A 14,690-nucleotide genomic window follows, 5' to 3' on the forward strand; every position below is an offset into this window, starting at 1 on the left:
GCCGGGTGGAGAACTGGCTGCACCCCTTCGCCAGCATCGCCGCGGGCCGGGGCGCCGGGCAGCTGGCGCAGTCGCTGTTCGCGTTCGGCGCGGGCGGGCTGCTGGGCACCGGGCTCGGCCAGGGCCACTCCATCCTGATCGGGTTCGCCGCGAAGTCCGACTTCATCCTGGCCACCGCGGGCGAGGAACTGGGCCTGGTCGGGCTGTCCGCGCTCTTCCTGCTGTACGCGCTGCTGGTGGCCCGGGGCCTGCGGTCGGGGCTGGCGGTGCGCGATCCGTTCGGCAGGCTGCTGGCGGTGGGCCTGGCGGCGATCCTGGGGTTGCAGGTCTTCGTGATCGCGGGCGGCGTCACCGACCTGATCCCGCTGACCGGCATGGCGATGCCGTTCCTGGCGCAGGGCGGCTCGTCGGTGGTCACCAACTGGGTCATCGTCGCCCTGCTGATCCGCCTCAGCGACTCGGCGAGGACGCCGCGCCCGGTCCGCGGGGAACCGGGGGTGGTCGCCCCACCGGGCACGGCCTCCGCCGCGGGAAAGGACACCGTGTGATCCGCTACGTCCGGCACACCGCCGCGTTCCTCGGGCTGCTGCTGTTCGCGCTGCTGGTCAACGCCACCCGGGTGCAGGTCGTCAACTCCTCCTCGTACAACGGCAATCCGGCCAACCGCCGTGCTGTGCTCACCCGTTACGCCCAGCCGCGCGGCGAGATCTACGCGGGCGGCACCCGGCTCACCGGCAACCGCCGCACCGGCGGGCAACTGCGCTGGGCGCGCACGTACACCAGCGGACCGCTGTACGCGCCGGTCACCGGCTACGCCTCGCAGACGTACGGCACGACGCTGCTGGAGAACGCGGGCGACGCGGTGCTGTCGGGCACCGATCCCCGCTTGGCCCGGGTGCCGCTGTGGAACGCGATCGCCCGCGAGCAGAACCCCGGCGGCCGGGTCCACTCCACGATCCTGCCCGCCGCGCAGAAGGCCGCGTTCGACGGTCTGGACGGCCGCAAGGGCGCGGTGGCCGCGCTCGAACCGGCGACCGGCAGGATCCTCGCGCTGGTCTCGTCGCCGTCCTACGACCCGGGCGGCTTCGCGGCCACCGGGACGGCCGCGACCGCCGACTGGACGCGGCTGACCGGCGATCCCGCGCAGCCGATGCTCAACCGCGCGATCCGCCAGACCTATCCGCCCGGCTCCACGTTCAAGGTGGTCACCGCCGCCGCCGCGCTGGACGCCGACACGATCACGGACGTCGACGCCCCGACCCACTCCCCCGACCCGTACACCCTCCCGGACACCTCGACCCGGCTGGGCAACGAGGCGAGCGGCTGCGCGAACGCCACGCTCGCCTACGCCTTCCAGGTCTCGTGCAACACGGTCTTCGCCAAGCTCGGCGTGGACGTGGGGCTGAACGCCATGGTGCGCACCGCGCGCGCCTTCGGCTTCGACGACCCCGGGCTGCACATCCCGTCCGGCGTCAGCGAGTCGGTCTTCGACACCTCGATGAACGGCGCGCAGCTCGCGCTGTCCTCGATCGGGCAGTACGACACCAGGGCCACCCCATTGCAGATGGCGATGGTGGCCGCGGCGGTGGCGGACGACGGCGAGCTGATGACCCCGTACGTGCTGGCGCGGCAGACCGACTCGCGCGGCCGCACGCTCACCACGACGAGCCCGCAGGCGCTCGGGCAGGCGATGGACCCGTCGACGGCGGTGCAGTTGCAGCGGATGATGTCGGACGTGGTGACCAAGGGCACCGGGTCCAACGCCGCCATCCCCGGGGTGGACGTCGGCGGCAAGACCGGCACCGCGCAGCACGGCGTGGGCAACTCCGGTACGCCGTACGCCTGGTTCGTCGCCTGGGCCCGCCCCGACGACGCGCCGGTGGCGCCGGTCGCGGTGGCCGTCGTCGTCGAGGACGCGGCGGCAGACCGCTCCGACATCTCCGGCGGCGGCGACGCGGCGCCGATCGCGCAGGCGGTGATGCGCGCGGTGCTGGGCAAGTAGCGCGCCACGTCAGCCGTTTCCGCGGGCGCGTGCGTCGCCGCCCGCGCCCGCCGCGTCAGTCCTGGTCCGGCCCCGCGCCCTGCCGGATCGCCTCGGCGACCTCCTCGGTGCGGGCGGCCTCCTCCGCCGCGAAGCGCTCGGCGTCCAGCTTCTCGGCGATCTCCTCGTCCTGCGCCATCAGCAGGTCGAGGTTGGAGTCGCCCATCTCGAAGACGCCCATGTCCAGGTAGGCGCGCTGGAGCCGTTCACCCCACAGGCCGATGTCCTTCACGCACGGCACGATGCGGCTGAAGAGCAGCTTGCGGAAGAGCTGGAGGTATTCGGACCGCTCGCTCAGCTCGGCGGCCTCCTTGGCAGGGATGCCGAAGTTGGTCAGCACCTCGTCGCCGCGCAGCCGGTCGCGCATCAGGTAGCAGCCCTCGATGACGAACTCCTCGCGCTCGCGCAGTTCGGCGTCGGACAGCTGCCGGTAGTAGTCGCGCAGCGCCATCCGCCCGAAGGCGACGTGCCGCGCCTCGTCCTGCATCACGTACGCCAGGACCTGCTTGGGCAGCGGCTTGTCGGTGGTGTCGCGCAGCATGCCGAACGCGGCCAGCGCCAGGCCCTCGATGAGCACCTGCATGCCGAGGTAGGGCATGTCCCAGCGCGAGTCGCGCAGCGTGTCGCCCAGCAGCGACTGGAGGTTGTCGTTGATCGGGTAGAGCATCCCGACCTTCTCGTGCAGGAACCTCGCGTAGATCTCCGCGTGCCGCGCCTCGTCCATGGTCTGGGTGGCGGAGTAGAACTTGGCGTCCAGGTCGGGCGCCGACTCCACGATGCGCGCGGCGCACACCATCGCGCCCTGCTCGCCGTGGAGGAACTGGCTGAACTGCCAGGAGGCGAAGTGCCGCCGCAGCTCCCGCCGTTCGCGCTCGTTCATCGCGTCCCAGTAGCGGGTGCCGAAGACGGTCATGTTCTCGTCGGGGACGCCGAGCGGGTCGTACGGGTCCACCTCGATGTCCCAGTCGATGCGCCGGGCGCCGTCCCACTGCTTGTCCTTGCCCTTCTGGTACAGGGCCAGCAGCCGGTCCCTGCCGTCGTCGTACTCCCAGGTGAACCGGGCCTGGCCGGCGGCCGGGACGGACCAGCCGTGGTCCCCGGGACCGCTCGCGTACAGCTCCTGCGTCGACACCGACGCCTCCTCACGCTCACAGGACCCCGACAGGTCCACGCTGCTTGACAGTTGTGCTGTCACGGTGGGCGGTTCGCAGCGTCACACGAAGGGCGGCGCGGGGTCAACAGGTCGGCCGCCGAGGCGTCGGCACGGCGTGCGCCCTTGTCCCGCCGGGTGCGCGCGGGGTATTGACGCCCCTTGCCGACGGGCGGTCCCATAGCAGTGTGACCGGAGGTAACACCTAGGTGGCGGTGGTATGACAGCGCTCGACCCGACGACCCGCGACGGAATCGGCCTGCTCAGGGAACGCGAGCAGGTCGCCGAACGGCTGCTGGACGCGTCCGCCCGGCACTCGTTCGACCCGGACACCGAACTCGACTGGGACGCGCCCTTCGAGGAGGGCCGGTGGTTCTGGCCGCCGGAACTGTGCTCGCTCTACGACACCCCGCTGTGGCGGCGGATGTCCGACGAGCAGCGGATCGAGCTGAGCAAGCACGAGTCCGCCTCGCTCGCCTCGACCGGCATCTGGTTCGAGATCATCCTGATGCAGCTGCTGATGCGGCACATCTACGACATCGACCCGACCAGCCGCCACGTGCGCTACGCGCTCACCGAGACCGCGGACGAGTGCCGCCACTCGATGATGTTCGCCCGTCTGGTACGCAAGTACGGCACGCCCGTCTACCGGCCGACCCCGCTGCACCACACCATGGCCCGGCTGATGAAGACCGTCTCCACCACGCCCGGCTCGTTCACCGCCACGCTGCTGGTCGAGGAGATCCTCGACTGGATGCAGCGGCAGACCTTCCCCGACGAACGCGTCCAGCCGCTGGTGCGCGGGGTCACCCGCATCCACGTGGTCGAGGAGTCCCGGCACGTGCGCTACGCCCGCGAGGAACTGCGCCGCCAGATGGCGACCGCGCCGCGCTGGGAGGCGGGACTGACCCGGCTGATGTCCGGCGAGACCGCCCGTGTGGTCGCCGCGTCGCTGATCAGCCCGAAGGTGTACGCGTCGGTGGGCCTGAACGCGGCGGAGGCGGTCGAGCAGGCCCGGCGCAGCCCGCACCGGCGCGAGGTGATGCTGCGGTCCGCCCGGCGGCTCACCGAGTTCCTCGACGAGATCGGCGTGCTGCGCGGTCCGGGGCGCAGGCTGTGGGTCAGTTCCGGGCTGCTTGCGTGAGCGGACCGCCGACGGCGGCGTTGTCGGTGGGGGGTGCGATGCTGAAGGGGTGCGAAGCGAGGAGACGGAGTTCCGCGGCGGGCCGCTGGACGGGCGCGTGATCGCGGTGCTGGTGGGCGCCACCGGCAAGCCGCCGAAGGTCTACCGCGTCCCGGTCCCGGGCGAGGACGGCGCGCCCGGCACGGTGCTGGTCTACCGCCTGGCCCCGGCGAGCCGCCCGCGCCGCAGCCGCTGGCGGTACGACTTCGACCCGGAGGGCGACGCGTCGTCGGGCCGTCTGCGGTGGCCGTGGAGCCGCCACGCGGGGCGCCCGGCCGGGGGCGGCGCGGCGGGCGGGGACGGCGAGGCGGAGGCGGGGACCAGCGGGTCGGACGCGGGCGGCGGGGCCTGAGCGCCACTCAGGGATCCTGACGGTGGACGGAGTCGTCGAGGTGGGCGACCTCGTCCCCGGAGAGCCGCAGGGCGCCCGCGGCCACGTTCGACGCCAGGTGGTCCAGGTCGCCGGTGCCGGGGATGGACAGCACGTGCGGGCCGCGGTGCAGGGTCCAGGCGATCCTGACCTGCGCGGGACTGGCGCCGTGTGCCCGGGCGACGGCGAGGACCTCCGGGTGGTCGCTCCCGCTCGCCCCGGCCTGGCGCCCGGTGGCGGCGATCGCGTAGAACGGCACGAAGGCGACACCCTGCTCGCCGCAGGCGCGGACGAACGCGTCCTGGTCGGGCCGCACTCCGAGGCCGTACATGTTCTGCACGCAGACCACGGGCGCGATGGCCCGGGCCTCGGCGAGGTGGTGGGGGTGGACGTTGGACAGGCCGAGGTGGCGGATGAGTCCGGCCTCGCGCAGTCCGGCCAGCACACCGAACCGTTCGGCGATCGATCCGGTGCCGACGACGCGCAGGTTCACCACGTCCAGGTGGTCACGGCCGAGCTGGCGCAGGTTCTCCTCCACCAGCCCGCGCAACTGCTCCGGCCCGGCGTGCGGCAGCCACGCTCCCGACGGGTCGCGCGGCTGACCGACCTTGGTCGCGATGACGAGGTCGTCCGGGTAGGGGCTCAGGGCCCGGTTGATGAGTTCGTTGGCCGAGCGCAGCGCGGAGAAGTAGAACGCGGCGGTGTCGATGTGGTTCACGCCGAGCTCGACGGCGCGACGGAGCACGGCGAGCGCCTGGTCCCGGTCGCGGGGGACGGCGTCGGTCACGAGCGCCGTGCCGGTCTGGGGCAGGCGCATCGCCCCGAAGCCGATCCGGTTGACCGTCAGGTCTCCCAGCGTCCAGGTTCCCGACGCGGCGGCGGTGATCGTCTGCGAGGTCATGCCGGAAGGATGTCCACCCGCTAGGGTGACCGCCATTGATTCAGGTATGGGTGAATCCTCAAGGGGGGCTCACGGCGTGGCGGAACTCGCGTTCTCGGCGCGGGACGTGGCGCGGGTGCGGTTCGCCGTCTCGCCGTTGTGGCAGGTCGGGAGCAGCGTCCGGATGCTGGCCTCCGGCGCCGTGGACCCGGTGCACCGGCGCTGGCTGGAGCAGGTCCGGCCACGGGTCGCGGCCGCCGGCCTGGGCGAGGGATGGCTCGCCGACCTCGTCCCGCCCACCGGCTACGTCCCAGACTTCCTCAACCCGGCGCCCACGGGTCCGGCGCCCACTCTGGCGCAGGAGCTGGCCGCGGTCGTGGCCTCTCCCGCCTGCCGAGTCCGCCGGGACCTCGACCACTTCGGACACCACCGGGGCGGCATCGGAGCCCGGCTGCGGTCCCTGCACGCCGATCCGCGCACCGGCCTGGCGCGGGTCGCGCAGGAGATCGAGACCTACTGGGAGCTGGCGCTCGCTCCTTACTGGGCACGGATCCGCACGGTGCTGGAGGCCGACGTCCTCCACCGCGCCCGGCAGGTCTCGCAGTACGGAGTCGGCCACCTCCTCGACGAGTTGCACCCTCAGGTCAGCTGGAGCGACGACGTACTGCGGCTGGTCCGCTCGCGGCGGTTCCTGTCCCGGGAGACGGCGGGCGCGGGGCTGCTCCTGGTTCCCTCGGCCTTCAAGGGGCCGGGCCTGTCCACGCGGATCGCTCCCCCCGACCCGCCACAACTCGCCTACCGGGCTCGCGGCACCGGCACGCTGTGGGAACGCCGCACGGCCACCGGCACCGCCGCGACCGCCGCCGTGCTCGGGCGGACGCGGACCCTCCTGCTCACCGAACTGGAGACTCCGGCCACGACGACGCGACTGGCGCAACGCACCGGGATCTCCAAGGCCGGGGTCTCCCAGAACCTCACGGCACTGCGCGACGCCGGTCTGGTCACCGCCCACCGGGCCGGCCGCTCGGTCCTGTACGCCCGCACGTCCGTCGCGGAGTCCCTCCTCGCCGCCGGCCGATGACCCGTGAGAACCGGGCGCCCGGCCGCGTACTCGCCGGAAACGTTGACAGTCATATGCCGGGGCGATTGGCTCGTCCTGCGTGGGCGCGCCGCCGGTCACGCCTTCCCGCTCCGGCCGTTCGCCGGCACCGGCGCGCGCCCTCCGCCCAGCTCTCGCCTCATCGCGACCCACCGCCCTCCGGGTGAAGCGCGGCGCTGATCCCCCATCGAGCCCTGCCGAAAATATGACGAATCATGGCAGGATGCGGCTGCGGGCATGATCAGCGAAGACCACGCGGACCAAGCGGAGGTGAGGGCATGTCAGTGGCACGCCGATCCCGGAGGTGGACGCGGGCCGCGCTGCTCTGCGCGGGCCTCGTCACGGCCACCGCGCTGACGCTGCCCGCCGCCGCCCTCGCCGACCCCGGGCCGCCCGGCGCCTCCGACGACCCGTCACCGTCCGGCTCCGCGAGCACCAGGTCGGCCACGGCCCCGGACACGACGGACCCGGACGCCTCGGACCCCGGCACGGCCGACCCCGACGCGACGGCCCCGGACGCCGACCCGGCAACCACGGACCCCACAGCGACCGATCCCGCAGCCAACGGCCCCGGCGCCGATCCCGCCGCAGCCGGGGGCGCCGCAGCCGATCCTGCCGCAGCCGGGGGCGCCGCAGCCGGGGACGCCGACCCCAACGCCTCCGGCCCCGACCTCGCGAGCGCCTCCACGCCCGAACTCCTCTCCCGGCTCCAGTCGCTGTACCAGAAGGCCGAGCAGGCCACCGAGACGTACAACGGCACCAAGGAGAAGCTCGACCAGCAGCAGACGCAGTACGCCACGCTGAGCAAGCGGCTGGCCGATCAGCGCAGCGCCGTCCAGGCGGCCCGCGACGCGGCCGGGGCGCTGGCCCGCATGCAGTACCAGAGCGGCGGCGTCTCCCCGTACGTCGCCCTGCTGCTCAGCCGCGATCCGTCCGAGGCGCTCAACCAGGGCCACATCCTCGGCCGCGCGGCGGACAGCGAGGTCGCGTTGATGCGGAGGCTGCGCAGCGGCGAGCAGACCCTGAGCACCACCACCGACCAGGCCAGGAGCGCCCTGGACGCGGTCCGCAAGCTCGCCGCCCAGCAGCAGCAGGACCGCGACGAGGTCAAGAGCAGCCTGTCCGAGGTGGAGCGCACCGTCGCCTCGGTCGGCGGCACCCGCATGACGCAGGTCGACTCGCTGGAGCAGCAGGACGACGACCAGGCGCAGCAGGCCCTGCTGACCTCGGGCAAGCTCGGCAGCCTGACCCGTACGCCCACCCGGCCGGGCGCCCGCGCGATCTCCTACGCGTTCGCCCAGTTGGGCAAGCCGTACGTGTGGGGCGCGCAGGGGCCGAACGCGTTCGACTGCTCGGGGCTGACCTCGCAGGCCTGGCAGCACGCCGGGCGGGCGATCCCGCGCACCAGCCAGGAGCAGTGGGCGCGGCTGCCCCGGGTCCCGCTGAACCGGCTGCGCCCCGGCGACCTGGTCGTCTACTTCCCGCACGCCACCCACGTCGCGCTCTACATCGGCCACGGCCTGGTGGTGCAGGCGCCGCACCCCGGGGCGAGGGTCAAGGTCTCCCCCATCGCCGCGAACCCGATCCTGGGCGCGGTGCGGCCGGACCCCTCGACGGCGCCGGTGTCCTCCTACGCCCTGCCCGCCGCGCCCGTCGCGGCCGCCCGGCCGGCGCCGCACGGGCACGGCGCCGGCTGAGGCTGAGCGCGCGGGGAGCCGGGGCGGTCAGCTCACGCCGGCCAGGTAGGCCTGCGCCAGCTCCGGGTCGAAGAACCAGTTCTCGAAGTCCTCGGGGTTGTCGAAGCCGTTGGCGAACCGGTCGGCGACCGGCTGGAGCTGCCCGGCGGCACCGATGAGGTTCAGCACGTGCTCGGGCGGCGGGGCGAGCATCGCGTTGGTCCACTTGGTGACGTGCTGGGCGTAGCCCCAGTAGCGCTCGAAGGTGGTGTGCATCCAGTCGCGGTCGAACGGCTTGTCGCCGTGGGCGAGGATGCTGTCGAGGTAGGAGGCGGCGCACTTGGCCGCGTTGTTCGAACCCTGGCCGGTGATGGGGTCGTTGGCCACGACCACGTCGGCGACGCCCAGCACCAGCCCGCCGGAGGGCAGTTCACCGATGGGGTTGCGCACGGTCGGCGCGTAGCGCCCGGCCAGCGTGCCGCCCGCGTCGGTCAGTTCGACGCCGCCGCGGGTGCACTCGTACTCCCACGGGAGGAACCGTTCCATCAGCTCCAGCGTGAGACGCAGGTGTTCGCGCGGGTCCTTGACGCCCTCGAAGACGTCGAGCGGGCCGCCGGGGATGCCTTCCCAGAACAGGATGTCGGCCGGGCCCGAGGTGGTCAGGGTCGGCATGACGAACATCTCGCCGACGGTCGGCACCAGGTTGCAGCGCACCGCGTGGTAGTCGGGGTGTTCGGGGCGCGGCCCGAGCCCGTGCACGTAGGCGACGGCGAGCGCCCGCTGCGGGGCGTCGTACGGGGAGCGGGCGGCGTCGCGGCCGAACATCGACACCAGCTCGCCCTTGCCCGCGGCGACCAGCACCAGGTCGTAGCGGCGGGCGAAGTAGTCGAGGTCGGAGACGGCAGCGCCGTGGATGACCACCTGGCCGCCGCGCTCGGCGAACGCCTCCATCCAGCCGGCCATCTTCACCCGCTGGTCGACGGACTGGGCGTAGCCGCGCAGCCGCCCGACCCAGTCGATGACGCGAGACCCGTCGGGGCCCGCCACCGACACACCGAGCCCCTCGATGCGCGGGGTCTGGCTCTCCCACAGGTTCAGGCCCAGGTCGCGTTCGTGCTGGAGTGCGGTGGTGAACATGCACTGGGTGGACATCACCCGGCCGGTGCGGATCTCGTCCGCGGTGCGGTTGGTCATCAACGTGACCTCGTAGCCGTGGGACTGAAGGCCCAGGGCGAGTTGGAGCCCGGACTGGCCGGCTCCGACGATGAGTATCTTGCGCATGGGTGTTCCTCGGACGATTGGGCTGGTGCGGTACGGCGCCGGGTTACTCCGGGAGCGTGCTCAACGCGTGCCCGCACAGCGTCAGTAGGGCCTCGACCACCGAGTACCGCTTGCGGGCGTCACAGACCAGCACGGGGATGTGCTCGGGCACCGACAGCGCTTCGCGCACGTCGTCCTCCCCGTGACCGGCCGTTCCCTCGAAGTGGTTGACGGCGACCATGAAGGGCAGCCCGCAGCTCTCGAAGTAGTCGAGCGCCGGGAAGCAGTCCTCCAGCCGCCTGGTGTCGGCCAGGACGATACCCCCGATCGCGCCGCGCACCAGGTCGTCCCACATGAACCAGAAGCGTTGCTGGCCGGGCGTGCCGAACAGGTAGAGCACCAGGTCCTGGTCAAGGGTGAGGCGCCCGAAGTCCATGGCGACGGTGGTCGTCAGCTTGTCCGGGGTGGCCGCCAGGTCGTCGGTCTCCTCGCTGGCGCGGGTCATCAGCGCCTCGGTGGTCAGCGGGGTGATCTCGGAGACGGCGCCGACGAAGGTGGTCTTGCCGACACCGAAACCGCCCGCGATGACGATCTTGGCGGTGGTGGGGGCGCGGCTGGTGTCCTTCTGCCACTCCTGGATGTCCTCGTCGGCGTCGGGAAGCGGCGGCAGCCCGGCGGCGGGCGCGGCGGGCGCCACCCTGTCCTCCGTGGCGGGCGCCGCCGTGTCCCTCGCGGCGGGCGCCTCGGTGTCCCTCGCGGCGGGCGCCGCCGTGTCAGAGCCTGCGAAGTCCACTGAGCACCCTTTCCAGCAGTGCGCGATCGGGTTGGACGGGTCCCTGCGGGGATCCGTAGACGCGGATGCGGCCGGTGTCCGCGAGATCGCTGAGCAGGACGCGCACCACGCCGAGCGGGATGCGCAGCAGCGCCGAGATCTCGGCCACCGAGCGCATCCTGCGGCACAGTTCGACGATGGCCCGCAGCTCCGGCATCACTCCGGCGCCGATGCCGCCGGAGGTCAGCTCCGGCCGTCCCTCGGGTCCGTCGATGGTGGCGACGAAGGTCTCCACCAGCAGGACGTGGGCGAAGCGGGTGCGACCGCCGGTGAGCGCGTAGGGGCGCACCCGGGCGGGCTTGCGGTCCGTGCCACGGATCGGCAGGCCGTGCGGCCCCATCAACGCCCGCTTCCCGTCCGGTCGTTGGGGTCGGCCTGGTCGTTGCCCGCGCTGCCGTACGCGCCGTACGCGCCGGACGTTTCGTCGGTGCGGCCCGAACGGCTCAGTTCACTGCGCAGTTCGGGCGTCAGGACGTGTCCGGCCCGGCCGACGAAGAGCGCCATGTGGTACGCGACGACGCTCATGTCGCACTCCGGCGAGGCGTGCACGCCCAGCAGCGAGCCGTCGCTGATCGCCATGACGAACAGGCAGCCGTTGTCCATCGCGACGACCGTCTGCTTGACGGTGCCGGCCGACATCAGCCGGGCGGCGCCGTCGGTGAGCGAGGCCAGCCCCGACACCACGGTCGCCAGGTCCCCGCCCGCCGTGCCCGGGCCGGTGGCCCGCTCGCCGGGGGCGGCCGGGTCGTCGCCGTCCGCCTCGGACGAGCACAGCAGCAGGCCGTCGGAGGAGATCACGGCGACCGAGCGGACGCCGGGCACCTCCTCGACCAGGTTGCCCAGCAGCCAGCGCAGGTTGCGGGCGGCGGCGCTGTGCGCGGTGCCGCCCGGCGCGCCGCCGTGCCGGGGGCCGTCGTCCGGGCGGGGAGCCCGCCCGGTGCCCTTGTCGCGGACCGGGATCGGCGTGGCCTGCGTGTTCGACGTGTTCACCCGCGTGCCTCCTCGGAGGGTTCACTGTCGCTGCGGTCCCCCGTTGTACGTGGTCCGGGCACCGGCCCGGGCATCGGACCGGGCAGCGGTAGCTCCACGGTCCCGGTGGCCTCCGCCTCGGCGTCGCGGCGCCCGTCGCGCAGGCCCTGGGCGAACCCGCCCAGCCTGCGGCGCAGCGCGTCGGCGTCGACCGGGCGCACCCGCTGCCGGGCGGGCGGCTCGCCGGTGAGCCCGCTGGCCCGGGGCACCCGCTTGGGCAGCCCGACGACGGACGCCCCCGCGTCCGCCTGGCCCGCGGTACCCGGTCCCTGGGTGGGCGGCGCGTCGGCCACCGGCAGGCTGTCCACCGGCGGGACGTCCGGCCGGGGCGCGGCGTGCCGGCCGTGTCGGGGGCGGGCGGGCTCGCGTCCGGCGGGAGCGGCGCCGCCGGGCGGCCGGGCGTGCTCGTCCACCACGTGCGCGGCGTGCGCGGCGGCAACGGGCGTGCCTGCGGCGGGAGTTCCAGCGGCGGGCGTCGTGCTCAGCGGCGTACCGGCGGCAGGCGTCGTGCTCAGCGGCGTTCCGGCCACCGGTGTGCCCGCGACGGTCGGCGGGCCGATGCGGTCGCCCGCCGAGGGGGCGGGCGGCCCGGACACCACCGGACGCGCAGGGGCCTGCGGTTGCGGGGCCGGGGCCGGGGCCTGCGGAGCCTGGATCGTCGGAGCCGGGGCCTGCGGGGCTTCCGTCCACCGCGCCTGCGGGGCTTCCGTCCGCGGTGCCTGCGCCGGGATCGTCGGGTGGCCCGGTGCCGCCGACGCGGCCGGGGCCGGGTCCTGCGTGCCGACCGCCGGGGTGACGTCCGGCATGATCAGGTCGGGCACCGGCGCGTCGGGATCGGCCGAGCCGACCACCAGCGAGCGCGGGACGACGACGACGGCCGCCACCCCGCCCTGCTTCTGCTCGCGCAACTGCACCCGCACCCCGTGCCGGGCGGCCAGCCGCGCCACCACGTACAGCCCGAGGCCCGCGGGCGCGTCGGACTCGTCCGGGTCGGGGTCGGCCAGCAGCCGGTTGAGGTCGCCCAGCCGGTCCGGCGGCACGCCTATCCCCTGGTCCTCCACCGAGAGCATGATCTCGCCGTTCTCCAGCAGCCAGCCGGAGACCTGGACGTCGGCCTGCGGCGGCGAGAACGCGGTGGCGTTCTCCATGAGTTCGGCGACCAGGTGGCTCACGTCGTCGGCGGCGAAGCCGACCAGCTGGGTGCGCGGCAGGAAGGGGATGCGCACCCGCTCGTAGCGCTCGATCTCGGAGATGCCCGCCCGCACCACGTCGATGAGCGGCACCGGCTTGGCCATCGCGCCGCCGGTGTTCTCCGCCCCGGCCAGCACGAGCAGGCTCTCGCCGTTGCGCCGCATGCGGGTGGCGAGGTGGTCGAGCTTGAAGAGCGTCTCCAGCTCGTCCGGGTCCTGCTCGCGGTTCTCCAGGCCCTCGATCAGGGCCAGTTGGCGCTCCACCAGCGAGAGGCTGCGCAGACTGAGGTTGACGAAGGTGCCGTGCGCGGTGCCCTGATGGCGCTGCGCCCTGCTCAGCAACTCGTCGCGTTCGGCAAGGAGTTCGGCGTGCTGGGCGGCGAGAGCGGCGTGCCCGCGGCGCATCTCCTCGTGCTCCGCCGCGGTCCTGGCTCGCACCGCGATGAGCCGTTCGCGTTCCCTGGCCTGTTCCGCGGCCTGCTCGCGCAGCAACACGGCGTCCTGCGTGAGCCGTTCGACGTCCCGGGCCACGTCGGCGATCTCGTCGCGGCTGCCGACCGGCGGCGGCCCGGCGGGGGCCGAGGCGTAGCGGCGCAGCCGGGCGAGCGGCCGCACCACAGAACGCGAGGACTGCACGCCCGCGGCCACCACCAGCAGGACGCACAACGCGACCAGGGCGGCGCGCAGTTCGAGCGCGGTCATGTCGTCGGCGTGCAGCGAGGTGAGCCGGGTGGTGTCGGCGGCGGCCAGCGAGGACTGCACGGCGCGCATCCGGTCGATGCGGGCGGCGAGCGCCGCGTCGACGTCGGAGGTCTTCAGCCGGTTGTCGGCGGCCGACAGGTAGGGCGCGTCGGTGAGCTGCCGCAGGTAGTCCTCGGCGGTCGTCACGTCGGTGCCGGTGACGGTCTGGGTGTACTGGGTGCGCGCGGTCGGCGAGGCGGTCGCGTCGAACTGCGCGTACGCGGCCTGCTCGGCGACCCGGGCCTGCTGCGCCTCGGCCACCAGCTCGGAGGAGGCGCCGCCCGCGGTGAGCGCGGCGACCAGCAGCCCGTGCTCGGCGGAGGCCTGCTGCACGACGGTGGCGAGCGCGGGCCCGGCACTGGTGTCGGGGTCGGCGGCGCGGGACGGCAGGGCGCGGGCGAGCGCGCCGCTGACCGCGTCCAGCGCGGAGACGACCGGGGTGTAGGCGTCGAAGGCGTCGCGCGCGGAGCCGGTGCCGGACAGGCCGCTCTGGCGGACGCGCGGCAGCGCGGCCAGTTCCTGGCGCACGGTCGCGGTGGTCCGCGCCAGGTCGGGCGAGCCCCCGGTGTCCAGGGCGGCGGCGGCCTGTTCGACCTGCTGGGCCTGGCGGTCGACGCCGGCCCGCTCGTCCTCGCTGACCCCGTGCCCGGAGGCGGTGGTGCGCCCGGCGGCGACGTAGGCGGCCATGTCGTCGCGTTCGTCGGCGAGTGCGTGCGAGAGGGCGATGGCGGAGGTGTTGAGCTGGGTGAGTTTCAGCAGCCGCCCGGACTGGGTGAGGTCACCCGTGGCGGCGGCGAGCCCGGGGGCGGACGCGGCCACGACGGCGAGGAGCGAGACCAGCAGCGCGCCGATCAGCCGGGAGCGCACCCGGCGGCGCGAACGGCCCCTGCGGGACGGGCCGGTGGGCCCGCCCTGGGCCGCCGTCCCCTCCGCCGCGCCGGGCGCGGGGGCCGGCCCGGGGTGTTCCGCGACGGCCGGCCCGCTCATGGCCGGCGGCGTCTGCGTGCGCGCCGAACCGCGCCCTCTCCGCGTTGTCCGCACCGGTTCTCACAATCCGTCTCGTCCGTCGGTACAGCCGTTCCGTGCAGCCGAAATGACGACACCTCAAGTTGGGCACCGCGCCGGGCAGGACACGATGTCACCCCGGCGCTTCCCCCGGTGCGTAGTGATTACGCGTATGTTGCCGCGCACGGGTCGTGGTGCGCGTGTGTCTCGCGACGGTCCCGCACGCCCGCTTCT

At 73.9% G+C, this 14,690-nt stretch carries 13 protein-coding genes; 6 read left to right on the forward strand and 7 right to left on the reverse strand.

Annotated elements, in window-relative coordinates:
• The coding region (locus tag K7472_RS25435; RefSeq protein WP_222980892.1) for an FtsW/RodA/SpoVE family cell cycle protein at positions 1-548 on the forward strand (548 nt) is incomplete at its 5' end.
• Positions 545-2,002 (forward strand): penicillin-binding transpeptidase domain-containing protein, encoded by a 1,458-nt coding sequence (locus tag K7472_RS25440; protein WP_222980893.1) that lies wholly within the window; start codon positions 545-547, stop codon positions 2,000-2,002. The genes K7472_RS25435 and K7472_RS25440, both read left to right, overlap by 4 nt.
• A gap of 55 nt (positions 2,003-2,057) precedes the next feature.
• Here K7472_RS25440 and K7472_RS25445 read toward each other — a convergent pair whose 3' ends face one another.
• Entirely contained in the window at positions 2,058-3,173 is a 1,116-nt protein-coding gene (locus K7472_RS25445) for a ferritin-like domain-containing protein (RefSeq protein ID WP_222980894.1), read from the reverse strand.
• Positions 3,174-3,411: 238 nt separating this feature from the next.
• On the opposite strand from K7472_RS25445, the gene K7472_RS25450 reads away from it, so the two are divergent.
• Positions 3,412-4,335, forward strand: coding sequence for an AurF N-oxygenase family protein (locus tag K7472_RS25450; protein WP_222980895.1), 924 nt, complete (start codon positions 3,412-3,414; stop codon positions 4,333-4,335).
• 49 nt (positions 4,336-4,384) lie between these two features.
• The gene (locus K7472_RS32955) at positions 4,385-4,726 is read left to right on the forward strand and encodes a DUF8847 domain-containing protein (RefSeq protein ID WP_308014087.1); all 342 of its coding nucleotides are present in this window, start codon (positions 4,385-4,387) and stop codon (positions 4,724-4,726) included.
• Between the two features lie 7 nt (positions 4,727-4,733).
• On the opposite strand, the gene K7472_RS25460 is transcribed toward K7472_RS32955, so the two are convergent.
• Entirely contained in the window at positions 4,734-5,645 is a 912-nt protein-coding gene (locus K7472_RS25460; RefSeq protein WP_222980896.1) for an oxidoreductase, read from the reverse strand.
• A gap of 46 nt (positions 5,646-5,691) precedes the next feature.
• Here K7472_RS25460 and K7472_RS25465 point away from each other — a divergent pair, with 46 nt between their 5' ends.
• Positions 5,692-6,705 carry a DUF5937 family protein gene (locus K7472_RS25465; RefSeq protein ID WP_222980897.1) on the forward strand — a complete coding sequence of 338 codons (1,014 nt, stop codon included), beginning with the start codon at positions 5,692-5,694 and terminating at the stop codon, positions 6,703-6,705.
• Positions 6,706-7,001: 296 nt separating this feature from the next.
• Positions 7,002-8,420 (forward strand): C40 family peptidase, encoded by a 1,419-nt coding sequence (locus tag K7472_RS33280; RefSeq protein ID WP_222980898.1) that lies wholly within the window; start codon positions 7,002-7,004, stop codon positions 8,418-8,420.
• Between the two features lie 27 nt (positions 8,421-8,447).
• Here the strand turns inward: K7472_RS33280 and K7472_RS25475 are convergent, their stop codons facing one another.
• The 5 genes from K7472_RS25475 to K7472_RS25495 all read right to left on the reverse strand — a co-directional run bounded on the left by K7472_RS25475 (position 8,448) and on the right by K7472_RS25495 (position 14,438).
• Complete coding sequence (locus tag K7472_RS25475; RefSeq protein ID WP_222980899.1) at positions 8,448-9,680, reverse strand: styrene monooxygenase/indole monooxygenase family protein; 1,233 nt, start codon at positions 9,678-9,680, stop codon at positions 8,448-8,450.
• A 43-nt stretch (positions 9,681-9,723) separates the two neighbouring features.
• The gene (locus K7472_RS25480; RefSeq protein WP_222980900.1) at positions 9,724-10,356 is read right to left on the reverse strand and encodes a GTP-binding protein; all 633 of its coding nucleotides are present in this window, start codon (positions 10,354-10,356) and stop codon (positions 9,724-9,726) included.
• Positions 10,357-10,432: 76 nt separating this feature from the next.
• Positions 10,433-10,831, reverse strand: a complete 399-nt coding sequence (locus K7472_RS25485) for a DUF742 domain-containing protein (RefSeq protein WP_109452101.1) — start codon at positions 10,829-10,831, stop codon at positions 10,433-10,435.
• Complete coding sequence (locus tag K7472_RS25490; RefSeq protein ID WP_252396242.1) at positions 10,831-11,346, reverse strand: roadblock/LC7 domain-containing protein; 516 nt, start codon at positions 11,344-11,346, stop codon at positions 10,831-10,833. Before K7472_RS25490 ends, K7472_RS25485 begins: the two co-directional genes overlap by 1 nt.
• Before the next feature lie 131 nt (positions 11,347-11,477).
• Positions 11,478-14,438: a sensor histidine kinase gene (locus tag K7472_RS25495; RefSeq protein ID WP_252396231.1), complete on the reverse strand. Its 2,961-nt coding sequence runs from the start codon at positions 14,436-14,438 to the stop codon at positions 11,478-11,480.
• Positions 14,439-14,690 lie beyond the last annotated feature (252 nt).

Origin of the sequence: Streptantibioticus parmotrematis (genome assembly GCF_019890615.1) — a bacterium.
GTDB classification, from domain to species: domain Bacteria; phylum Actinomycetota; class Actinomycetes; order Streptomycetales; family Streptomycetaceae; genus Streptantibioticus_D; species Streptantibioticus_D parmotrematis.